The organism is bacterium (assembly GCA_035307765.1).
Lineage (GTDB): Bacteria > Sysuimicrobiota > Sysuimicrobiia > Sysuimicrobiales > Segetimicrobiaceae > Segetimicrobium.
On sequence record DATGHU010000026.1, the window covers coordinates 205821 to 228098 of the forward strand.

General features: G+C 67.4%; 17 protein-coding genes. 5 read left to right on the plus strand and 12 right to left on the minus strand.

Going from position 1 to position 22278, the window contains the following annotated elements:
• Positions 1 to 147 precede the first annotated feature (147 nt).
• On the minus strand, positions 148 to 1224 hold the full coding sequence (locus tag VKV57_08905; GenBank protein ID HLW60029.1) for a glycosyltransferase family 2 protein: 1077 nt from the start codon (positions 1222 to 1224) through the stop codon (positions 148 to 150).
• Positions 1225 to 2304: 1080 nt separating this feature from the next.
• Between VKV57_08905 and VKV57_08910 the strand changes: the two genes are divergently transcribed.
• Complete coding sequence (locus VKV57_08910; GenBank protein ID HLW60030.1) at positions 2305 to 3495, plus strand: tetratricopeptide repeat protein; 1191 nt, start codon at positions 2305 to 2307, stop codon at positions 3493 to 3495.
• A 281-nt stretch (positions 3496 to 3776) separates the two neighbouring features.
• Here VKV57_08910 and VKV57_08915 read toward each other — a convergent pair whose 3' ends face one another.
• The 9 genes from VKV57_08915 to VKV57_08955 all read right to left on the minus strand — a co-directional run bounded on the left by VKV57_08915 (position 3777) and on the right by VKV57_08955 (position 15895).
• Positions 3777 to 5114 carry a S41 family peptidase gene (locus tag VKV57_08915; GenBank protein HLW60031.1) on the minus strand — a complete coding sequence of 446 codons (1338 nt, stop codon included), beginning with the start codon at positions 5112 to 5114 and terminating at the stop codon, positions 3777 to 3779.
• A 297-nt stretch (positions 5115 to 5411) separates the two neighbouring features.
• On the minus strand, positions 5412 to 6368 hold the full coding sequence (gene speB / locus VKV57_08920; protein ID HLW60032.1) for an agmatinase: 957 nt from the start codon (positions 6366 to 6368) through the stop codon (positions 5412 to 5414).
• Between the two features lie 434 nt (positions 6369 to 6802).
• The gene (locus tag VKV57_08925) at positions 6803 to 8056 is read right to left on the minus strand and encodes an amidohydrolase family protein (GenBank protein ID HLW60033.1); all 1254 of its coding nucleotides are present in this window, start codon (positions 8054 to 8056) and stop codon (positions 6803 to 6805) included.
• A 6-nt stretch (positions 8057 to 8062) separates the two neighbouring features.
• Complete coding sequence (gene solA, locus VKV57_08930) at positions 8063 to 9238, minus strand: N-methyl-L-tryptophan oxidase (protein ID HLW60034.1); 1176 nt, start codon at positions 9236 to 9238, stop codon at positions 8063 to 8065.
• A 56-nt stretch (positions 9239 to 9294) separates the two neighbouring features.
• Positions 9295 to 11337: a hydantoinase/oxoprolinase family protein gene (locus tag VKV57_08935; GenBank protein HLW60035.1), complete on the minus strand. Its 2043-nt coding sequence runs from the start codon at positions 11335 to 11337 to the stop codon at positions 9295 to 9297.
• Positions 11334 to 13019 (minus strand): hydantoinase B/oxoprolinase family protein, encoded by a 1686-nt coding sequence (locus tag VKV57_08940; protein ID HLW60036.1) that lies wholly within the window; start codon positions 13017 to 13019, stop codon positions 11334 to 11336. Before VKV57_08940 ends, VKV57_08935 begins: the two co-directional genes overlap by 4 nt.
• Before the next feature lie 44 nt (positions 13020 to 13063).
• On the minus strand, positions 13064 to 13633 hold the full coding sequence (locus VKV57_08945) for an HD domain-containing protein (protein HLW60037.1): 570 nt from the start codon (positions 13631 to 13633) through the stop codon (positions 13064 to 13066).
• Positions 13634 to 13658: 25 nt separating this feature from the next.
• Complete coding sequence (gene purB, locus VKV57_08950; GenBank protein ID HLW60038.1) at positions 13659 to 15029, minus strand: adenylosuccinate lyase; 1371 nt, start codon at positions 15027 to 15029, stop codon at positions 13659 to 13661.
• Positions 15030 to 15487: 458 nt separating this feature from the next.
• The gene (locus tag VKV57_08955) at positions 15488 to 15895 is read right to left on the minus strand and encodes a PIN domain-containing protein (protein ID HLW60039.1); all 408 of its coding nucleotides are present in this window, start codon (positions 15893 to 15895) and stop codon (positions 15488 to 15490) included.
• Positions 15896 to 16375: 480 nt separating this feature from the next.
• Here VKV57_08955 and VKV57_08960 point away from each other — a divergent pair, with 480 nt between their 5' ends.
• The 3 genes from VKV57_08960 to VKV57_08970 all read left to right on the plus strand — a co-directional run bounded on the left by VKV57_08960 (position 16376) and on the right by VKV57_08970 (position 18791).
• Complete coding sequence (locus VKV57_08960; GenBank protein HLW60040.1) at positions 16376 to 16633, plus strand: hypothetical protein; 258 nt, start codon at positions 16376 to 16378, stop codon at positions 16631 to 16633.
• 507 nt (positions 16634 to 17140) lie between these two features.
• On the plus strand, positions 17141 to 18010 hold the full coding sequence (locus VKV57_08965; protein ID HLW60041.1) for an ATP-binding cassette domain-containing protein: 870 nt from the start codon (positions 17141 to 17143) through the stop codon (positions 18008 to 18010).
• Complete coding sequence (locus VKV57_08970; protein ID HLW60042.1) at positions 17967 to 18791, plus strand: ABC transporter permease; 825 nt, start codon at positions 17967 to 17969, stop codon at positions 18789 to 18791. The genes VKV57_08965 and VKV57_08970 overlap by 44 nt, the downstream gene beginning before the upstream one ends.
• Before the next feature lie 382 nt (positions 18792 to 19173).
• Here VKV57_08970 and VKV57_08975 read toward each other — a convergent pair whose 3' ends face one another.
• Both VKV57_08975 and VKV57_08980 read right to left on the minus strand, forming a co-directional pair.
• Positions 19174 to 20385: a sulfite oxidase gene (locus VKV57_08975; protein HLW60043.1), complete on the minus strand. Its 1212-nt coding sequence runs from the start codon at positions 20383 to 20385 to the stop codon at positions 19174 to 19176.
• A gap of 47 nt (positions 20386 to 20432) precedes the next feature.
• On the minus strand, positions 20433 to 20891 hold the full coding sequence (locus tag VKV57_08980) for a sulfocyanin-like copper-binding protein (GenBank protein ID HLW60044.1): 459 nt from the start codon (positions 20889 to 20891) through the stop codon (positions 20433 to 20435).
• A gap of 248 nt (positions 20892 to 21139) precedes the next feature.
• On the opposite strand from VKV57_08980, the gene VKV57_08985 reads away from it, so the two are divergent.
• Positions 21140 to 22249 carry a crosslink repair DNA glycosylase YcaQ family protein gene (locus tag VKV57_08985; GenBank protein HLW60045.1) on the plus strand — a complete coding sequence of 370 codons (1110 nt, stop codon included), beginning with the start codon at positions 21140 to 21142 and terminating at the stop codon, positions 22247 to 22249.
• Positions 22250 to 22278: the final 29 nt, after the last annotated feature.

Genomic DNA, 22278 nt, shown 5'->3' on the forward strand with positions numbered 1-22278 from the left:
TTGCTGATAGGCCATCGCATACAGAGTAGCAGCTGATGTGCATAAGCAAAATCTGGACGATTGTAAACAAGCGCGGAGCGCCGTTCGGCTAAACTCCGATCCTTTGGCATTTTCAACGCGACTGATTTAGTCCGGGTTTTTTACAGCTCAACTTGGCCTGCTCGCCATTTCTGGCTCAGGTGCCTCTTCGGATGAACTTGATAGACGCGCGGGCCCCGGAGTTATATATGTCATAATGTGCCAGATCATAGCGAACCCTACTATTAATCCCTGCAATATGCTACGGCTTGCTCCCTTAGACTGTCCCACTCGGCGGCGGAAAGTAATTGGAATCTCGATGATAGCAAGCTTTCTAGCCAGTGCAATGAGCATCATATGAAGCGAGAAATGACTTCCTCCAACAACGAGATCGGGAAGAATCCGCTCGAGTGCCCCCCGGCGGATCACTCTGAAGGTACAACCCACGTCGCTTAGGCGAGCCGCTCCCAGGAACTGCGAGTTCCAGAATCTGAGGCGCAACAAGGTACTAATGACAACATTCCCCCAAATGAAGAAATGATCCATCTGAGAATCTTGCTCCGCCAAACCAGGGACAACCCTGGTCCCTATGACCATGTCTGCTTGATTGATATAAGCTAAAAACTTCTGCAAATCGGCGGCTGAAAAGGTCCCGTCCCCCTCGGTCAGGACAATGACCTCAACACCTGGGACTTTTAGAGCTTCTTCAAGCCCCCTAATACAGGCATAGCCATATCCTTGGCGGGTCTCTTCGACAACGCTTGCGCCCGCAGCCTCGGCCTGGGCTGACGTTCTATCACGGCTATTATTGTCAATTACTATAACTTTTTCCACCTCGGGACGAACTTTGAAATCTCGGACTGCGTCACCAATGGATGGTGCATCATCGTACGCAGTCATCGCCACTACGACTTGGGTTGAACCGGATTCGGCCCAAGCGTCGATTGGTTGCCCGCACCGATGGTTATGATTTAGGACTTGAGCTTTTCTCATCAATCGCGACTTTGTAATTATAACGACACTAATGGCCAGCAAACTAAAAATACCCCAGAAAAAGAAGTCTGCAATGAAAATCTTTGCACGATCCAAGAATACTAGCCAATCGGGAGTGCGGGGATGGATGAAGTATAGGAACGTCAAAAAGGGATGCAAGAGTGCCCCAATTAGCGCCAGCATGACTACAAGGAAGGCTACATAAACCAACATGGTCCCTATTTCCCCAGACTCCTTTATTCATTTCGGAGGGCGGAGGTCTGGATCGGACCCAGATATGATCCTTCCCCGCCCTCGATGTCAGGTGTTTCCATGTGTGATGAGCAATTCCTCTCGACTATCCAATGTGGAGTCACCTTGCAGAAGGTGACAATGTACTTTGTATATTTTGCGCTTCGGGGACTCCGTTTGAGTAGGATAGAGGGTCTTTGGTGGATCTCTGGAAGACCGTGCGTTGAGCCTTCAATTGGCTGGGCCAAACCCTTTCACCAGGCGATCATCTATCGACAGGCGCAAGCTAGCGCCATTCGAGCAACAAACAAAACATATCCGCATTAGCTGCCCGCATGCGGCGGTCTCGTTATCACGTCTATAGTATTCGACAAATCTGGGTGCCTGCAAGGGTCGAGTTCGGGCAGACAAATAACAGCCTGAACTAATTAGGAAGGCGATCGGGCTTCCGGCGCGCATTTGTTTGGGAGGAGTTGACCTGCGTCTCCAAAAACAGCAACGTGGCCGCCTGAGGCCTTTGGGAGGTGATTAATGTTCAGAGGATTCGCAATTCTGTGTTTTGTGGCAACAATGCTGCTCGTGAACTTTCCGCTAACGGTCAGTGCAGGACAGGATGGACCGGGGCAGTCAATTAGAATCGGGGGCATTCACGCGCATGAAGGTGTTCCCCCGCTTAAGCCGTTCGGTCAAGACGGGCCTGGGCAGTAGTCGGGGTTGTTTGGTTAGTCAGCATTTAGCCCGGCATGACAGTACTGATTAAACTACACCAGGCGGCCATCCCCTCCACTTAGATGGATGCTGGGACCAAATAAGGGCACTCATCCCAAAAGTGCAGATATACGTAGAGGGACACCTATTCCGATGTCAACCCTTGGGAAGCGAATCAAACGGGCACGGCAGGCAGTAGGGCTGACCCAAGAAGAGTTGGGGGGCCCAGAGCTGACTAAGGGATTCATTAGCTCGCTTGAGCACGACCGAACCAGGCCGTCAGCGGCGACGCTAGTGCGCCTAGCGGCGCGGTTGGGTCGTCGCGTCTCCTACTTTCTTAACGGCGAAAGCGTCGTGTCGGAGAAGGTCCTGGCTCTACTTGAGAACCAAGGGCAAGGTGAGCTCGCCCGGGGTGAGTACAACTCTGCGCGTGATGCATTCGGCGAGCTCGCCGAGTTGGCAACGGCGTGCCGGAGTGAAGTGATGAAGGCACGGGCGGAACTGGGGCTTGGGGAGACCGAGCTTGGCGCAGGACGGCATTGCGAAGCGCGCCCGTACTTCGACAACGCGCTCAAAGCAGGACGAATGACAAAGGATCCTCTGACTGAGTGCCGGGCGCTGTATGGGCTAGGCCTGGTGGAATATCACCAAAGCGACTTCTTGCAGGCGGTGACGCTGCACGAGGAAGCATTGGTGGTGCTGACCAGGTTGCGCGAGCCTGAGACGTTGCTGGAGGGCGAAATCCACCTATATCTCGGTACCGCACTCATGCGTCTCGGGCGCATGGAGGAGGCAGTATGGGCATTCACGCGAGCGCGTGATCTGTTCAGCGAACCGGCGCAGCCCCAATGGGCTGGACAGGTGCTAACGGCTTTGGGCGAGATCTCCGCGAAGAATGGTGATTGGAAAGGTGCGTTGGAGTTGTACGAGCGTGCACTAGTGCTCTTTCGGCAGTGCGATGAAGGTAGCGCGGCAGCGCACGTACGAAGTGACCTGGGCCTCCTGCTCCTCGAAAGAGGTCGCCCGCAAGAGGCACTGGAACACTTCGGAGCAGCCCTCACCATTAGGGAACGGCTTAAGGACAGAGCGGGCGAGTGCCGGGTTTTGACCGAGCTAGCGCGGTGCTACTTCGTCTGCGGGGATTTGGTGCGAGCCGAGGAATACGCAAACCGGGCGAGCGTTAGCAGTCGGGAGATCGGTCAGCCGGAAGCAGAAACTCGGGCGCGGATCGTCCTCGGGATGGTCGCAGCAGATGCGGGAAACATTGAGGAGGCGGAAAGGGAGATTCTGGCTGCCCAACAGCAGTCTCGCATGTTGGGAATGATCCCAGACCTCGTGGCAACCTGCTGCGAGCTTGGGTGGCTGGCAAAATGGCGAGGAAGATATAAGGAGGCCGAGGCGAACTATGAACAAGCCTACGAAGCACTTAAGGCGGTAAAGCCAAACGACACCGTTGCCGTGCTCCATTTGGCCGATCTAGCAGGCCTCCGGGCCAAGTTTGCCCGAGCACAAGATGAAAGGCACCATTCCCCGCAAGGCGGATAAACCACATGATGTAGGAGGCGCTTGTTTCGCAAACGAAATTAGGGGGGTTGAGAACGAGAAGAAACCGCCCCCCACTGTTTCCGCCGCGCAGTACCGCGTGAGATACGTTACGTTCGCTGCCAAGACCTGAACGCCGGCCGCGGCACCTCGTGGGCAAATCAGGCCGGAGGCACCGGCGATATTTCATCGGAGTAATCGAGGCTGACAACCTGCTAAAACGCTGACCACTGATGCGCCATGTGCCCCCAGCGGCGGTAACCCGCAGCACAAGATCGCGGGGGTTACGGGGCGTGTTTTAGGGCTTCGGCGCTTGCCGTCCGCAGCGCCGCCTGCAGCTGCGGGTCCTCGCCGCGCTCCATATCTGCAACGGTCAGTGTGGCCACCGCGTCGGGGCTGACCCCGACGTTTTCGACCTCCGCGCCGCCTGGGGTGGTGATCCGGGCGACCGTCACGGACATCCCCCCTTCGGGGAGCGCCACCTCGATCGCCGCGCCCAACGCCCCCGCCGTCTTTTCGCCGATAATCGTGGCCCGCCCGTGCTCTTTCAGCGCCGCTGCCAACAACTCGGATGCGGACGCACTCCCCTGGTCGACCAGCACGACCAACGGGGTCTCGGGAAACGACGGAGCGCCCAGGGTCCGAAGCACGCTCGGGCCGCTGCCGTGTTCAGCGATGCGGGCCAGATCCGTCCGGGGCGGCAGGAACAGTCCGCCCACGCGCGCCGCTTCGCTGACGAGCCCGCCGGGATCCCCCCGCAGATCGAGAATGATGGACCGCACCGGCCCCTGCGCGGCCAGGGCTTCCAACGCCCCGCCCAGCACCCCGCCGGATCCGGCGGAGAAGAGGAACAGCCGCGCGTAGGCGATCCCCGGCGAGATGAACGTCGCGTAGGCGGGGATCGATGGGATCGGGGCGCGCACCACCGAGGTCTTCACCACCTGATCTCCCCGCTGCAGCACCAGATCCACGGTCGAGCCGATCGCGCCACGAATCGCGGTGCTCGCCTCCTCGGCGGCCACGTTCTTGAGGGGGGTGCTTCCCGCTTGCACGATTCGGTCGAACCGCTTGAGGCCCGCTCGCTCCGCCGGCGACCCGGGCAGCACATCCTCCACGAAGATCCACGCCGTCCCGCTGTCGTCCTTTCGAGACGAGATGCGGACGCCGATCCCCGTAATCCCCGGGTCCCCAATCAATTGCTGACGGCCCTCCTGGAACTGCTGCGGGGGGAGGAAATACGTGTGGCTGTCGTGCAGCGACATAAGCATCGCCTGGGTCGCCGCGTAGGCCAGCGGCGTCGCCGGCACCGCCCCCGACCCCGCCGCCTGCCGGAACTCCGCCACAAACCCGGACTCTGCCTTCGCCAGCGCCGTACCGACCGGGATATCCGGGAGCGCGGCGGCGTCCAGGTGGGTCCCCTGCCGCAGGATATCGATCGCGACATTCAAAGCCACCACCGGGTCCACAGGATCGACATAGTCCCGCTGGAGCACCCGGAGGGCGGCCACGACGAGCAACCCGTCGGCCGCCTCGGCAGGACGGACGACCCCCATGGAACCGACGGCCAGGACGACCGCGAGGATCAGAACCATCCACTGCCTGCGCCGTATCCACGCCGTCATGCGACCACCTCCAAGATCACCTCAGGGTATCCCATCGGGATCTATACGAGCGTTACGTCGGGCGGTCGACGGAAAGTCCCGCGCCCGGTAACTTCTCCACGATCCCCGACAATCCTAGCGATCGCGGAGGGCTCAACCGTTCCTCTGCGTATCGCACGCATCGAGGATTCGAGTGCCGTCCTCTTCCGTCCATGGTGCATTATACCCATGCGCGATGACGGGATCATGACAGCAGCAGCAAACGGCCGCAACCGCCAGCGGCCGTCGTTGGGGGGATGCCCTCCCCCGGCCTCCCGATCACGCGCCGGCCCGGCCGACGGCAATCAGGGCGAGAAATTCGAAGACGAGAGTCGCCGCCAGGAGCGCCGTGATGGCGGAGGGGTCGTGCGCGGGCAGCACTTCCACCACATCAAATCCGACGAAGGGGATGCCGGTGAGCTGCCGGACGGTGTGAAGCCCGAAGATGCTGGTGGGGCCGCCGGCCTCCGGCGTCCCGGTGCCGGGAGCGAACGACGGATCGAAGAAGTCGATGTCAAAGCTCAAGAAGGCCGGACGGCCGGCCACGCGCTCGCGGATCGCTCGGGCGACATCGGCCGGCGACATCGAGAGCAGATCCTGCATAAGCACCACCTGAAAGCCGAGCCCGCGGGTCTCGTCCAGATCGCCGGGGGCGTACTCGCTGCCGCGCAGCCCCACCTGGATCGAATGCGCCGTGTCCAGCAGCCCCTCTTCGCACGCCCGCCGGAACGGCGTGCCGTGGGTGTAGCGGACGCCCCAGTAATTGTCCCAGGTGTCGGAGTGCGAGTCGAATTGGACGAGCGCCACGGGCGCCCCCCGCCGCCGCACCATCCCGCGGAGCTCGCCGAGCGTGACGGAGTGGTCGCCGCCGAGGCCGATCGGCACGAGGCCGCCCTTGGCGAACTCCGACCAGCGGTCGTCGATGCTTTGATAGGTCCGCAGAATCTCGCCCGGAACGGTCGCAACGTCACCGCCGTCGACCACGCGGAGGCGCTCCAGGGCGTTGATCCCGTGGAACTGGTTCGACGGCCGGAGCAGGACCGAGATGTCCCGGATCGCCGACGGCCCAAACCGCGCGCCGCTCCTGAAGCTCGCGCCGGTGTCAAATGGGATGCCGACAATGGCGACATCCGCCGCGGAAGCTTCCGGGGCGGGCGAGTACGGCAAGCGCATGAAGGTTCGGATCCCGGAAAATCGCGGCACCTGGGTCGCACTGGGCAGATCCGCGGCCGTCATGCGTCGACCTCCGGGCGAGCCCGCGGGATGGACCGCGCCACGACGGTCACCGCGCGCGCCGCAACCCACACGACGTCAGCCACCTCGATCACCTCTTGGGCCGCTTTTGCCATCCGTGGACGCGCAGGCGCCCGCCGGTTCCGTCCTCATCCCGCACGAACCGCCGAGCGTGGGCCGCCCGACGCGACGGCATGCATTCCAAACCCTTCGCCGAAGCGCCGGCCGGCGGTTGCCGCTCGGAAGACGTTCCTCACGTCGATGCGGACCTCACCCGGCCTGTGGGACCCTCCCCGCTGTTGCCCCTCACCGCGACGATCTCCTGCCGCCGACGCTGCGCCTCGACGGTCTCGCTCCGGAGCACGAGGGATCGAGTTACGGGCCCGCCGCGGGGTCCCGGCCGCCTCCCTCGAGGTTCGGCCGGATTGGATCCACGATCAGCGGGCCCGATGGAGCGTGGACGTCGTCACGGTCTCGGCGACGACCCGCCCGCGAAACAGCACGTACCGACGCGCCGCGCGCGTGCGGAACGCCTCGGCGAACGTCGGCGCCTCGATGACGTTCAGGCTGGCGACCGCCCCCACCCGCACCCCGTAGTCGCGGAGCCCCAAGATGCGCGCGGCGCTCACCGTGCACATCTCCGCCAACGTCTCGACCTCGCCGGGCTGCGTGAACTGCAGGGCGTGCGCGGTGATCTGCCCCACCTCCAGCGGATCCGCCTGCCCCCAGCTCGGATAGAAGGTGTCCTTGACGCAGTCCTGCCCAAAGGCGGTGACGACGCCGGCGGCCAGCAGCTCCTTCACCCGCGGCACGCCCCGCCGGATCGGCTGCCGGTCGAACCGGCCCTGCAGCATCAGGTTCGTCGCGGGGTTGGTCACCACGTTCACCCCGGCGCGGGCCATTAGGTTGATGACCTTGGCGGCGTACGGGTCGTCGTACGCCGCGAGCGCGCAGATGTGCCCCGCCGTGACGCGGCCCCCGTAGTGGTGCCGGAGGGTGCGCGCCGCAAGCTCCGCGAGCGTCCGGGATTGGGGGTCGTCGGTCTCGTCGACGTGCATGTCGATGTCCGCCCGGTACCGGCGCGCCAGGGCAAACGCCGTGTCGATGTGGCGGACCGAGTCCGCGGGGGTGTCCTCGTTGTGCGGCATCCCGCCGACCACCTCCGCGCCCGCGCGCATCGCCCTCGCCAGCAGGCGATCGGTCCCCGGGCTCTTCACGATGCCTTCCTGCGGAAACGCCACGATCTGGATCCGGCACAGGTCCCGGTATCGGCGGCGCGCCTCCGCGACGCCGCGGAGAGGGGTGAGCCCGCCGATCGGGTCCACGTCGACGTGGGTCCTGATCTCGGTGACCCCGTGGGTGACCGCGAGCTCGATCACGCGGCCGGCCCGGCGGGCCACGTCCTCGACCGTGTACCGGCGCTTGGCCTCCCACATGATCTCGATCGCCTCGGCGAGCGTCCCGGACAGGTTCGCCCGGACTCGCTCGCTCACCAGCACCTTATCGAGGTGGATGTGGGGCTCCACGAACGTCGGCGCGACCAGCCGGCCGTCGGCGGGGATCTCCACCGGGGCCCTCCCGCGGATCGTGGGGGCGATCTGGACGATCCGCCCGCGCCGGACCCCCACGTCCGCGACGCCCTCGTGCCCCGGAACGCGTCCCCGCCGGACGATGAGATCACACGCCGCCATCGCGCCTCACCCCTCCCCACCCGCGGGCGTACCCGGCGAGGGGGCGGTCCTCGACCCGAACCGGCCGAGCGCAAACATCCGGGTCGCCTGGGGCGTGGCCCCGCTCATCGCCAGGTCGGCCAGGACGTCGCCGACGACGCACGCAAACTTGAAGCCGTGCCCGGAGAAGCCGCAGGCCAGCACGACGTTGGGGTGGGCGGGGTGGCGGTCGATGATGAAGTGCTGGTCCGGCGTGTTCGTGTACATGCAGGTCGCCACGGCCCGCAGCGTCCCCGGGGCGTCCGGCATCAGCGTCGCCAGGTGCGCCCGGATCTGCGCGACCTCCGCCTCGCTCACCTCCCGCCGGATCGTCTGCGGGGTGGTGCGCTCCCCGTGCGCGTGGTGAAAGGCGGACTTGATCCCCTGCCCCTCGATGTACGGGAACCCCCCCGCCGACACCCCGTCGTCCTCCCACAGGCAGATCGGCACCCGCATGAACTCCTCGATGTGCGCCCGCGGCTCGAACCAGCAGAGCGCCACCCGCTCCACCTCGAGCGGCAGGGCCAGATCCGGCACCACCCGGTCCGTCCACGGCCCGGCGGCCAGCACCAGCCGGCCCGCCCCGTACGTGTCGCCCGACGTCCGGACGCGCACCTCCCCAGACGCAGCACTCCACTCCTCCACCGCTTCGTGGAAGCGCAGGTCGGCGCCGCGGCGCCGCGCGGCGTCCAGGTGCGCCGTCACGCACCGCTCGGGGTTGAGCAGCCCGGCCTGGGATTCGTAGAGCGCCACGTGCCCCGACCTGAGTCTGACCACGGGGTAGCGCTCGCGCACCTCATCCGGGGTGAGCGTCTCCACCGGGATGCCGTGCGTGCGCGCGCTGAGCGCCGCCCCGGCAACGGAAGGGACGTCGGGGGGACCGATGTGGAGCGCGCCGGTGATGGTGAGCAGGGAAGTCCCTGACTCTCCCTCCAGCGCCCGCCAGAGATCGTAGGCCTTGAGCACCAGCGGCACGTAGTCGGGCCCTTCCCAGTACGCCTGCCGGATGACGCGCGTCCCGCCGTGCGAGGACCCCCGATCGTGCGCGGGACCGAACTGCTCGAGGCCCAGCACGCGCGCTCCCCGGCGGGCCAGATGGTAGGCCGCGGCGCTCCCCATGCCGCCGAGCCCCACCACGATCGCGTCGTACTCACCCGTGCCCATCGTCTCCATCCCCCCTCTGCCCGTCGAAGGGCCGCGCCCTGGCCGGCCCCGGCCCATCAGTCCAGCTGCATCGTCAGGTTCCCGTCGTGCTCGAGCCGGATCCGGGCGGCCGGCCCGGCGACCACCGTCGTGTCCGCCTCCTCCACGAGCGCCGGTCCCACGATCGTCTCATCGGGCGTGAGGCGGCCGCGGTCGTACACGGGGGTAGGCAGGAACGCCTTGGCCTCGGGAAAGTAGACTTGCCGCGTCTCCACGAGCGCGGACCCGCCGCTCCCCGCAGGCGCCTCGAACCGGACGCTCCCCACCGAGGGTGGGGCGACCGCGCGCAGGCGCCAGGAGACCACTTCGACCGGCGCCGCCTCCACGACGCGGTCGAACCGCCGGCGGTACTCGGCCTCGAACGCGGCCAGCAGCGCCGCCGCATCTCCCCGCGCCACCGCCCCGGCCGGCAGCGGGACCGTCACCTCGTACCCCTGCCCCACGTACCGCATGTCCGCGGAGAGCTCGAGCCGGATCTCGTCCGGATCGGCTCCGGCGTCTCCCAGCAGCCGGCGCGCGCCCGCCTCGAGCTCCGCGAGGGCCGCGGCCACGTGATTCCAGTCGAGCCCGGCAATGGGGGACACCAGGCTCCGCGTGTACTCGATGCTGCGCGGGGCCACCAGCATGCCGACGGCCGACGCCACGCCGGCGGCGTGCGGGAAGCTCACCTCGCGGACGTGCAGCAGGCGCGCCAGGCCGTAGGCGTGGACCGGGCCGGCCCCCCCGAAGGCGACCAGGCGGTAGCGGCGCGGGTCGCGCCCCCCCTCGGCGATGTGGATGCGGGCGGCGGTCGCCATGTTGTTGTTCACCACCTCGTGGATGCCTGCCGCGGCCGCCGTGACGTCGAAGCCGAGCGACGCCCCCAGCGCTCCGAGCGCCGCCTCCGCCCGCCCGGCATCGAGCGCCATGCGGCCGCCGAGAAAGCGCTCCGGGTGGAGGTACCCGAGGTGGAGGTCGGCGTCGGTCACGGTCGGCTCCCCGCCGCCCAGGCCGTAGCACGCCGGCCCGGGAAATGCGCCGGCGCTCTCCGGGCCGACCTTCAGGAGCCCCAGGCCGTCGAGCCGGGCCACGCTGCCGCCCCCCGCGCCGATCTCGATCAGCTGCACCGCCGGCACGCGCAGCGGCAGCCCGCTCCCCTTCTTGAAGCGGTGCACCCGCGCCACTTCCATGGCGTGGGTGCGCTCCGGGACCCCCGCGTGGATCAGGCTGATCTTGGCCGTGGTCCCCCCCATGTCGAAGGCGATCACTTCCGGCCAGCCGGCCTCCCCCGACAGGTGGGCCGCGGCCATCGTCCCCGCGGCGGGGCCCGACTCCACCACCGTGATCGGCCGCGCCGCCGCCTCCCGCGCCGTGGTCATGCCGCCGTCCGAGAGCACGACGAACAGCGGGGCGCGCACGACCTCGCCGAGCCGGAGGAGGTAGCGGGCGGCCAGCGGCTGCACGTAGGCGTTGGCCACGGCGGTGGAGGTGCGCTCGTACTCGCGGATCTCCGGCGCGATGTCGCACGCGGCGCACACCGCGATCGAGCCGTCGCCGTCCGAGAGCAGGCGCGCCGCCCGCCGCTCGTGCTCGGGATTGCGGTAGGCGTTGAAGAACGCCACGGCGATCGCCTCCACCCCTGCCGCGGCGAGAGCGCGGCCCGCCGCGCGCACGCCGGCCTCGTCGAGCGCCAGCACCTCCTCCCCGCCCGCGCCGATGCGCTCGCGCACCGCCAGCCGGAGGGACCGCGGGGCGAGCGGCGCGGGGCGCTCCAGGAAGAGATCGAAGGTGTCGTAGCGCAGCTCGCTCCCGATCTCGAGCGTATCCCGGAATCCTTCGGTCGTCACCAGGCCGACCCGGGCGCCGCGCCGCTCGATCAGCGCGTTGCTGATCAGGGTCGTCCCGTGGATCACCCCGTCCGTCGGTCCCCCCAGGGCCTCCAGCCCCGCCGCGATCGCGCGCGTCGGGTCATCAGGGGTCGTGAGCAGCTTGTGCACCAACACGGTCCCCGTGCGGCCGTTCCAGAGCGCCAGGTCGGTGAACGTTCCGCCGACGTCGACCCCCACGAGGCGAACCGTCACAGGCCGTACGCCTCTCTCGCCGCAGCCTCGGAGATCACACCGGCGTCCAGATCGGCCCGCACCGCGTCCCGGGCGCGGCCGCGGGGGTCGCCGTACCCGCCGCCTCCGGGGTAGCGCACCTGCACCCGGCCGCCCGGGGCCAGCCGGCTTCTGCCCTTTCGAGGGAAGCCGTCCTCTCGCCCGTCGACCGCGATCCCGGCCCGCCCGCCCGGGAGGCCGCCGAGGAGCCCGCGCGGCGGGTGGTCCACCCGGTCGACGAACAGCGAGAGGGTCGCGGGGGCGGAAGCGAGCAGCTCGAGTTCCATCTCCTGCCCCAGCCCGCCCCGGAACCGTCCCGGACCCCCCGAGTCGGTGGCGAACTCTTTTCGCCAGATCCGGAGCGGCGCGGTCGCCTCGATGATCTCCATCGAGCCGCAGACGACGTTCGAGGGGAAGCAGGTGCACGCCAGCCCGTCGGATCGGGGGCGGGCTCCCATGCCGCCGTTCAGGAACAGGATCGACGTGAACGGGCGGCGGTCGGGCCACGCGCCGGAGACGACGACGCGCAGGGTCGGCGCGCTGCCCGAGTCCGCGATCACCCGGTCGGGGATCACCGGGGCCAGCGCGTCGTAGACGAGCGCGGCCAGGCAATGGCCGACCAGCTGCCGGGCGTGAACCGGCGCCGGGCGGCGCGGGTTCAGGATCGACCCCTCCGGAGCCGTGACGCGGATGGGACGGTACGATCCCTCGTTCCGCGGGGTGAACGGGTCGAGCGCGCACTTGAGCGGGTAGCAGGTGTACGCCTCGGTGTAGTTCAGCACGGTGTTGAGGCTCTGGCGGACCTGCGGGGAGGTGCCGGCGTAGTCGACGTCGATCTCGTCCCCGCGCACCCGCACCTCCGCCTCCAGGTGCACCGGCTCCTCGCCGGTCCCGTCCGTGTCGAGCCGGCTCCGGTAGGTCCCGTCGGGGATCGCGGCGATCGCCCGCCGCATCGCGGCTTCGGCGCGGCCGCAGACCTCCTGCGAGACGCCGTCCAGACCGCCGAGGGCGGTCTCCTCGACCAATTCGAGCAGGCGCTGGGCCGCGGTCTCCCCCGCGGCGACCTGCGCCATCAGGTCTCCGGTGACCTGATCGGGCATGCGGACGTTGGCGCGGAGCAGGCGGAGCAGATCGTCGTTGGGCCGCCCCTCGCGGTAGAGGAGCATCGGCGGCACGAGCACGCCCTCCTCGTAGACCTCGCGGGTGTCCGCCGACCACAACGTCCCCCCCATGTCGACCATGTGGGCGATGCTCCCCACCCAGGCCAGCACGCCGCCGTCCCCAAAGACCGGCGCCAGGATCGTGACGTCGGGGAGGTGCCCGGAGGCCAGCCAGGGATCGTTGGTGATGCCGACGTCGCCCGGCCGCCAGTCCGCCGCAGGGCGGATCCGGAGGAAGTGGGCGAGGGTGCGGGAGATCACGGCGTTGAACGACGGGATGCCCAGCGTATTCTCGGCCACGGCGTTTCCAGCCGCGTCGAAGATGACGCAGGAGAAGTCGTTCGACTCGCGCACGATCGGCGAGAACGACGTGCGCACCAGCGTCGTCGCCGCCTCGTCGGCGATCGCGATCAGGCGCCGCCAGACGATCTCCAGGCCGATCGGGTCGAGAGCCGCCGGCGCGCCCCCCGACCGCGGGGTTTCGGACCGCGAATGGTCCGTCATCGGCCGCTCCCGCGCCCCAGGCTCGGTCCCCGCACCGCCACGCGCTACGTCCTCCCGGCGAGGAGCGGGGTGAAGTTCAGCGCATCGACCAGGTGGATCACGACCCCTTCCGGGGACCGCGGGAAGTGCTCCCCCTCGGTCGAGTGATAGGCGATGATCTCCAGCACCCGCGGGGGGATCTCCCACCGGCTGGCGACCGCGAACCCGCCGAACGGATGGCGGTACGAGCGGGCGGCCTGGCTCCACCCCCACGTCCCGCCCTGCTCGGCAAACTCGATCGGCTTGCCGACGTCGTGCAGGAGCGCGCCGCAGACCAGGACGTCGTAGTCCAAGCGCAGCGCTTCACCCGCGTAGAGGCCCTCGTACATCTCGTACGCGCCGATCGCCATCTGGGTCACCCCGCGAACGTGGTGCGCCAGCCGGAACGGGCGGTCGGTCAGCCGCAGCGAGGCCGGCATCCGGTCCAGATCCTCCGGCTCCCACCCGCCCGTCCGCAGCGCCTCGAGCCAGCACCCCACCGTCTTGTCCGCGAGCGCGCGCTCGCGGAGCCGCTCGATCTCCGGCAGCCGCGCCACCAACCGGCGCGCCAGCGCAGCGTCGATGGACGTCGTCATGCCGCTCCTCCTCCTGCCCGGGCCGTCATGCCCCGGTGCCGATCGCGTCGCGGATCGGCCCGGCGACAGCCTCGGCGCGGGCGATGGCCGCGTCGATCTGGGGCTGGATGGTCCCGAGGTACCGGGTCGGATCCATCAGCGCGGCGATCTCCTCCGGGGCAAGGGATCGCGTGACCCGCGGGTCACGGCGCAGCGCCTCGGCGAGGTCGATGCCCTCCGCGTAGCAGACAGTGGCACAGTCGTAGAGGACCTCGTGCGCCTCTTGCTTCCCGAGCCCGCGCCGGGCGAGCTCCATCATGATCGGCTCCGAGAACACCAGGCCCTTCGTCAGCTGGAGGTTGGCCGCCATCCGCGCCTCGTCGACGGCCAGCCCGTCCAGCAGCCGGCGACCGAGGTCGAGCATCGTCGACAAGAGCAGACACGACTCCGGAATGACCACCTGCTCGACCGCCACGCGCACCCCGTCGCGCTCGTCCTCGGCGACGAGCTCCAACTCGGCGGCGACGTTCCGCCGGATGAGGCGGCTCAGCCCCAGCAGCCATTCGCACGTCGTGGGGTTGCGCTTAAAGGCGAGCGTCGTGCTGCCGACCTGGGTACCCACCTCGAAGTGCTCGTGCAGCTCCCCGATCTCGGTCCGCATCTTGGTCCAGACGTCCTTGGCGATCTGCTGAACGGTGTTGGCGACGAGGCCGAGCGCCGTCAGGAACTCCTGGTACCGCGCTCGCGACAGCTGCACGCTGGCATCCGGCACCCCAAGCCCCAGCCGCTCGCAGACCCGCGCCTGCAGGACCAGCCCCTGACTGCCGAAGCTGGCCTGGCTCCCCACCACCCCTGTGACCTTCCCCACCAAGAGGCGCGGCCGCAGCTCCAGCAGGCGGCGGAGGTGACCGGTGCAGTCGTCGAGCCACATCGCGAACGTGAACCCGAGCGTGATCGGCAGCGCATGCTGCGAGTGCGTCCGGGCGACCCTGACCGTGTGCCGGTGGCGGACCGCCAGACGCGCCAGCGTCTCGGAGAGCGCGCGCAGGTCGCGGACGAGCAGCCGCCAGGCATCCTTGAGCTGCAGGGCCAGCCCGGTGTCGTAGATGTCGGTGGTCGTGCTCCCGAAGTGCACGTAGCCCCGCGCCTCCGCCGAGCAGGCCTCGGCGAGCGCGCGGGTCAGCGCCACCGTATCGAGCCGGGTGTGCCGGTAGAGCTCGATGATCCGGGCGCGCGGCACGGCTCGAAGTGAGGCCTTCTGCGCGATCTCCTCTGCCGCGGCGGGCGGAATGATCCCAAGGCCGCCCTGGGCCCACGCCAGGGCGCCCTCGTAGGCCAGCCATGCCTCGAGCCGAGACGCCTCGGAAAAGACCTCCCGCATCTCCGGTGTTCCGAAGTGGTCCCGGTACAGCTCCATCTCCCCCGGGTATACGTGCGACGCCGGCCCCTTGCCATCAGCTATCGCTTCCCCGTCACCCCGACCAGGCTGCTCGCGCGGCCCAGGGGCATCTCCCGTGCCCGACCGTATCCTGCTGCGCCTCCGTCCCGCCTGTTTGGGTGCCATTTGAGTTCCGGTGTCACATTCTATGCGGTCAGACGGGCCTCCTCGACGAACGTAGCGATGACGGAACGAGCTGCTAGCCAGCCCCAGCGGCGGTGGAGTCTGCGGCAAGAATGGGATCGAGTCGCTGGAGGCCGGTCCTGAGCATCCGCGTGGAGACTTGGCGAAGATCAGGGCGATGCGGCGAACTTTGGCCGTGACGATGGCGCGGTGCCAACCCGGGAGGCCCTGGAGAGATCCCCTGGCGCCGCAGCCGGCGAACCATGGGCCGCCATAGACCCCGGGATATCGGTCGCGGCTATGTGGGCAGTTGTTTAGGGGACGATCACAAACGATCGACGACCGAGCAGCCGATAGATGCGAAAATCCCGGTCGAGGGTGAAGATCTTCGCCAACCTACGCTCCTCCGCCACCGCGACCAGGGAGGCGTCCGCCAGATCCATTGGCACGTCACGGTACTTCGACATGAGCCGTGCCATCCGATCGACCGTCGAGGCGCCCGTTTCCGCAAGGCGGAGATCCCCTCGCCGCAGGATGCGCCACAGGGCTTCCTGACCACGCCACCCCAAGCCCTCCCCGACGAGGTCCATGGCCTCCGTGAGGGCGGGCCAGGTTGTCAGCATCGGCGCGCGCAACAGTGGCAACTGCGCGACACACTTCGCGTGGTCGGGCTCGTCCTGGTCCAGCAGGGCCACGAGAGGGCCGGCGTCGGTCAGCGTCACGCGGACCGCCCGTGCTTACGGCGGAGAACTCGCCGAAATGCCTCACCGCTCCTGCGAGCACGGCCGCCACCGCCCCGCCCGAGTCCAATCACGTCAGCCAACCTAGGGGCCAACGTGGCCCCCAAGACCTGTTCACAGTACCGGCCGATCGCCCGCCGAATACTTTCAGACGTAGACGTCCCTTCCGTCTGCGCGGCGCGTTTCAACCGCCCTTCCAGCCCGGGATCCAAGCGGAAACTCTTCGCCATCACACGGTCCGTATGTATTATGTCCTGCTTGAATTGTATTACATTCGTCAGGCAAACGCAAGGGTGCCGAAGTCCGGAGCAAACGAGAGTGGACCCGCGCAGTGCACCAAGCAGGTCCACTCCGTCAACTTACGAACGGGGTTGCACCCTCCAAACAGAACCCCACAGAAATTCAAGATGTCCCGATCACCCACAGACCCGCTCGGAAAAACCCTGGCGCCATTTCGAGGGTTTGACAGAATACTATGAGTCTGTCATTAATGGCAACATGGCCAGAAAGAAGACCACGATCGACATTGAGGACACCCTGCTCAGGGCCATGAAGGTGCTGGCCGCGCGCACGGGCAAGAAGGTGTACGAGGTCGTTGAGGATGCTCTCCGCGGATACTTGGGGGTCGGAGCACTGGAGAAGATCTGGAACCGGAGTCAGCTGACAGGCAAGGAAGCTCTCGAAATCGCCTATCAGGAACTCCACGCTTCGAGAAAGTAGGTGGATCGGGCGGTTCTCGACCCCGGGGGGGCTGTTCGCCGCCTAGCCTGACGCACCAAGACCCCGGCTCAGATACTGCTTGTCTTGGATTGGCGGGGGGGTCGAATTCATTGTCTCCCAGAATTCACCCAATGCGCGGAGGGCCGCTCTCCTACGTCCCAAGTTCAGGAAGTATGCGACGGTAGACGCAGTGGGCGCGTATCTGACTCCGCTCGAGCACAGGGCCAGCATGGTCGTCGACCCCGAACCGGGTTCCAGGCTGGCACCCGACCCCGGGGGTGATGACCTGATCGCCTTGGCCAAGGGTGCGGCCGCTCATTTTCCGGTGTCCCGAGACGCTCATCTAACCGGCCTCGGGCGATCTCAGCGTCCGATTGTCACCCTACGAGCGTTCCTCTCCACCCTGGAGAAAGACGATTGCCGCGATCGAGGTGAGACCATTGTCGCCGGACCCCGTTGAATGCCCGCGCCCCCCTGTGTAGACGACCGCAAGAAGTCGACCCGACAATGACCCCAGACTCGGATTCAGCGCGAGCCGCCCCGCAGGCGGTCGAGCCGGTCGGCAGCGACGCCGTGCCCCCCGCCCAAGCGATTCGTACCCTTGGCCTGACCCGACGCTTCGGTGCGCTGGCGGCCGTGGACGACGCGTCCATCGAGGTTCACCACGGTGAGATCTTTGGACTGATCGGGCCCAACGGGGCGGGGAAGAGCACGATGATCAAGATCCTGACCACGCTCCTCCCGCCTACCACCGGCCACGCCTGGGTGGCCGGATTCGATGTCGTGAGCCAGGCGCCGCGCGTCCGCCGCCGGATCGGCTATGTGCCGCAACTGGTTTCGGCCGATGGCGCGCTCACCGGATACGAGAATCTCCTGCTGTCCGCGCAGCTCTACAACATCCCGCCGAAGGAGTGCGCCCGGCGGATCCATGAAGCGTTGACGCTGATCGGCCTCCAGGATGCGGCCAACAAACAAGTGAGTCACTACTCTGGAGGGATGGTCCGAAGCCTGGAGATCGCCCAGAGCACCCTGCATCACCCCGCCGTGCTCTTTGCGGACGAACCCACAGTCGGCCTCGATCCCATCGCCCACCGAGCGGTCTGGGAGCACCTCCACGAGCTCCAGCAGCGCTTCCAGATGACGATCCTGGTCACGACCCACAGCATGGAAGAAGCCGATCAACATTGTGCCCGGGTCGCCGTCATGCATCGTGGCCAAGTGGTGGTCGTCGGCTCGCCGGCCAGCCTCAAGGCCCAGGTCGGGCCGGCCGCCACCCTGGATGACGCGTTCATCCACTTCACCGGAGCCACACTCGAACAAGGAGGGGACTTCCGTGAGCTCCTACGTACCCGCCATACCGCCCGACGTCTTTCGTGAACCCCCGGCCGCCCTGGCGTTCCTCCGCCACGTCTTCGCCGTCGCGGGCGCCGAGATCCGAAAGCTCCGGCACGACCCGCTCGAGCTACTGTCCCGGGCGGTTCAACCGACGCTCTGGCTGGTCGTCTTCGGCCAGGTGATGGCGCGGCTCCGGGGCGTCCCCACCGGGCGCCTCACCTATTTGGCCTTCATGGCCCCCGGGATCCTCGCGCAGAGCGTCCTCTTCATCGCCATCTTCTACGGGATCGCGACCATCTGGGAGCGCGACCTCGGGATCCTCCACAAACTGCTGGTGAGCCCGGCCACCCGAACGGCGCTGGTCCTCGGCAAAGCGCTGTCCGCGGGCGTCCGCGCCCTCTCACAAGCGATCATCGTCTACGCCCTCGCGGTGCTGATGCGCATCGACGTGAACTTCCACCCGGCGAACGTGGTGGGCGTCCTCGTGCTGGTCATCATGGGCTCCGCCCTCTTCTCGATGTTTTCGGTCGTCATGGCGTGCCTGGTCAAGACGCGGGAGCGGTTCATGGGCATCGGCCAGATCTTGACGATGCCGCTGTTCTTCGCCAGCAATGCCATCTATCCCATCAGCCTGATGCCCGACTGGCTGCGCCTGCTCTCGGCCATCAACCCCCTCACCTACCAAGTCGACGCCCTGCGCGCGCTCATGGTCAACGGCGGAACGAGTGCCCTGGGCTTGGGAACCGATTTTGGCGTCCTGCTCCTTGGGACCGCGCTGTTCGTGGGATTGGCAGCCAAGTTGTATCCACAGATGGTGACGTGACGTCCCTTCAAGGTCACCGAGACAAGCCTCGGCAAGCGGGCCTTGGACGGCCTGTGATCGGTGTGACGGATATGACGAGGATCGGGGCGATGTCCGAAGACGCCTGCGACGCCATCGAATGTCTCCCCCACCGTGCGGGATACCCTCGACGGCCTGGTCGAACCGATCGTTCCGGTTCTCCAGGAATTGATGCACTCCGCGCTCGCGCGGTTTCGATTCGGCAGAAGACAGAGCATACGTGGCATCGACGGGGACCGACTTCACCGAGCACCGCCCGCATCCTCACCGCCGCTGGCCGCGTAGGCCGTACTCGCTCGTCGGCTGCGGCGGTGAGGCCGCCATCCCCAGCCGTATGGTGGCGGGCGCCTGAATCAGGAGACAATCACGAAGCGGTCCAGGCCAGGACGTCCCACCCGTTGTAGAGATATCCCTGCGGATTCCAGAATCCATCACGCGGCTGCGTCCGACCGCGCGAGTCCGTCGCGCGCACCGCGATCTCGTGACGCCCGGGGGCGAACGTCGCCGTGAACTCCCACTGATACCACGCGTAGGCGGATCCGGGCGTCGTGATCCGGGCCGGCCGCCACGCCCCGCCGTCCGCCGAGACCTCCACCGTCGCGATCGCGGTCTCCCCCGCGTACGCGACACCGGCAAAGGCGCTCGACCCCGCCGGCATCGTCTCGCTGCCGGTCGGTGAGGTGAAGAACGAGTTCACCGGGAACACCGTGGTGGGGACGAAGTCCTGCGAGAAGTTGAAGGTCTTGTCGGTCGGATTGATCGGCACGGGGTTGATGCGGTAGAGATCTTTCATGTACGGTCCGTTCCACTCCTGAGCGCCCAGGTGAATCGCTCGGACCCACTTCACGTTGGCCGACCCGACCCATCCCGGAACCAGCGCCCGGACCGGAAACCCGTGCAGGACCGGCAGCGGCTGCGCGTTCATCTCGAAAACGAGCAGCGTGTTTGGGTCGAGGGCTTTCTCGATCGGGATGCTGCGGACGTACGGCGGAGCGGCGCCGTTGGGATCGCTTCCCTCGAACGCGACGTGATGGGCCCTGACCGTGGGGTTCGCCGACAGCAGCACGTCGCGCAAGCGAACGCCGGCCCACCGGGCGTTCCCGACGGCCCCGCGATCCCATTGCCCGCCCGCGGCCTTCGGCTGGAAGTGCCCGCGCCGGTTGCCCGCACACTGCAGCCACGCCGTCAGCTCGACGCGCGGCAACCGCTGCACCTCGGCCCACCCGAGGCGCAGCGGTTGCCCGACCTCGCCGTCCACGGTCATCTCCCACGTCTCCCGGCTGAGCTGCGCGTATCCCGGCAGATGCAGGCGGACGAAGAACCAGTCGTTGGGGGTGATCCACGTCCGCAGGGACTGAATCGGCGTCTCCAGGTTGATCGGCGACCGACTGATCACCTTCATCCCCGGGGCGACCCCCGGGATCGCGGGCTCCTGCGCCAGGGCGCCGCGGACCGCCGCCCACGACCCGCCCAGCGCCGCAGCCCCCACGAACACCCCCGATCGCACGAGCAGCCCGCGCCGCGTCAGGCGGTGGCTGCCCCCTGCCTCCAGTCCGGGCACGCGTTCCCCGTCCATCCCGCCCCCCTCCCTGTCGGTGGTGATCTTCCCCGCCGACCCAAGCGTTACTTGGTGGTCACCGACGGTGCGTCCAGCCCGTTCACCACGTCGAACTCGTCCCACATGCCGATCAACGCGTGGCCGGGGACGCCGCAGATGAGGGCGTACGTCCCGGCGCTCAGGGCGGTGAAGCTGAAGCGCAGCGGAGGATCGTGCGACGTGATGCCCGTCTCGAAGTCGGCGGGGGCCGCTCCGGGGAATGCCGGCGTCATCCCACTACCTTTCATGCGTTGGTCCCAGGCGGCCACCAGCGCGCTGTGTGAGACGTCCGCCGCGGCGTTTCGCATCGTCACCTGCACCCTGGTCCCAATCGGCACTTTCACGATCAGCGCACCGCCGGCGTAGCCGTTGAAGTTGTAACCGTCTGCCTGGGCCGCGGTGAGGTCCAAGGACGCGGTGCGCGTGGCGCCGTCGTAGCCGACGGGTGGGGGCGTCCCCGCCCCGAGTGCTCCGGCCGACGTCACCGCAACCGCCGCAAAGACGAGCCCACCGGCCCAGGGCGCCCATCCCCGGGGGCCCCGACAACGGCGGGTGCTACGATGCACGGGCGTTCATTGTGCGGCATCTTGAGAACGGGCCTCAACGTATGCACGACGCACGGGCCCCATCCCAGGGGACCACTACCGTTCCGCTCGGGGGAAATCCTGCCGGCGCGGATCCCCACGTCGGAGACGTCGCGGGATCGAGCGGCGATTCGCCGAATGCTACAGGCATGGTGATCACCCTCGACGACCTGCGGCGGTTTGCCGTTGCCCGCAGCCTCTTCACGCCGGCCACACTCACGCGCACCCTCAACCGGTTCGGCTATGTCCAGGCCGATCCGATCCGCGCGCCGGCGCGCGCGCAGGATCTGATCCTGCGCCACCGCGTCAAGGACTACCGCGCCGGCGACCTGGAACGCCGCTACGCGAAGCTCGACGTCGAGGAAGATTTCTTCGTCACCTACGGCTTCGTGACCGGCGCCGTCCAGGCGCTGATGCATCCGCGTCCGGATATCAGCGTCCCCGCCGAAGGGGATCGGCCCTGGCCCGCGACCCGCAGGAATCGGGCCCGGCTCCTGCTGGAGTTTGTGCGCGAACGCGGCGCGGTGCACCCGCGAGAGGTCGATGATCATTTCTCGCACGGCACGGTGAGGAACTACTGGGGCGGCTCGTCGAACGCCACGACCCAACTGCTGGACGCCATGCACTACCGCGGCCTGCTGCGCGTGGTCCGGCGCGAGGGCGGCATCCGCATCTACGCCCTGCGCCGGCACGGGCCCGGGCCGGCGAATGAGGCCGCGCGCGGCGCGCGGATCGACCGGCTGATTGATGTGGCCGTCCGCATCTACGCGCCGCTGCCCGCGGCGAGCCTGTCGTTCTTTGTGCGCCGGCTGCGCTTTGCCGTGCCGCAGTGGCGCGGAGAGCTGACGAGCGCCCTCGCGCGGGCCAAACAGCGGCTGGCGCACGCGCGCGTCGATGGGGTCGACTGGTATTGGCCGGCCGAGGAGGACGCGGCGCGCCAGACGGCGCAGGAGACGGTGCGGTTGCTGACACCCTTCGATCCGATGGTGCGCGACCGCGCCCGCTTCGAACTGCTGTGGGGTTGGGTGTACCGCTTCGAAGCCTACACGCCGCCGCCCAAACGCAAGCTCGGCTACTACGCGCTGCCGCTGCTGTGGCGAGATCGCGTCATCGGCTGGGGGAACCTATCGGTGAGGAACGGCGAACTTGCGTCTGAGGTCGGCTACGTTGAGTCGCACCCGCCCCGCGATCGCGCCTTCAAGCGCGAACTCGAAGCGGAACTGGATCGCGTGCGCGCGTTTCTGGGCCTGAAATCCTAAGCAACGGATAGCGGATGCGCATCACACCG

What these genes read in the sequence shown, in the direction of transcription:
- solA (HLW60034.1), bottom strand. Translation starts at nt 9,238, where the DNA reads ATGGGCACGGGTGAGTACGACGCGATCGTGGTGGGGCTCGGCGGCATG.
- VKV57_08945 (HLW60037.1), bottom strand. Translation starts at nt 13,633, where the DNA reads ATGACGACGTCCATCGACGCTGCGCTGGCGCGCCGGTTGGTGGCGCGG.
- purB (HLW60038.1), bottom strand. Translation starts at nt 15,029, where the DNA reads ATGGAGCTGTACCGGGACCACTTCGGAACACCGGAGATGCGGGAGGTC.
- VKV57_08985 (HLW60045.1), top strand. Translation starts at nt 21,140, where the DNA reads ATGGTGATCACCCTCGACGACCTGCGGCGGTTTGCCGTTGCCCGCAGC.
- VKV57_08975 (HLW60043.1), bottom strand. Translation starts at nt 20,385, where the DNA reads ATGGACGGGGAACGCGTGCCCGGACTGGAGGCAGGGGGCAGCCACCGC.
- VKV57_08915 (HLW60031.1), bottom strand. Translation starts at nt 5,114, where the DNA reads ATGACGGCGTGGATACGGCGCAGGCAGTGGATGGTTCTGATCCTCGCG.
- speB (HLW60032.1), bottom strand. Translation starts at nt 6,368, where the DNA reads ATGACGGCCGCGGATCTGCCCAGTGCGACCCAGGTGCCGCGATTTTCC.
- VKV57_08940 (HLW60036.1), bottom strand. Translation starts at nt 13,019, where the DNA reads ATGACGGACCATTCGCGGTCCGAAACCCCGCGGTCGGGGGGCGCGCCG.
- VKV57_08905 (HLW60029.1), bottom strand. Translation starts at nt 1,224, where the DNA reads ATGTTGGTTTATGTAGCCTTCCTTGTAGTCATGCTGGCGCTAATTGGG.
- VKV57_08965 (HLW60041.1), top strand. Translation starts at nt 17,141, where the DNA reads ATGACCCCAGACTCGGATTCAGCGCGAGCCGCCCCGCAGGCGGTCGAG.
- VKV57_08925 (HLW60033.1), bottom strand. Translation starts at nt 8,056, where the DNA reads ATGGCGGCGTGTGATCTCATCGTCCGGCGGGGACGCGTTCCGGGGCAC.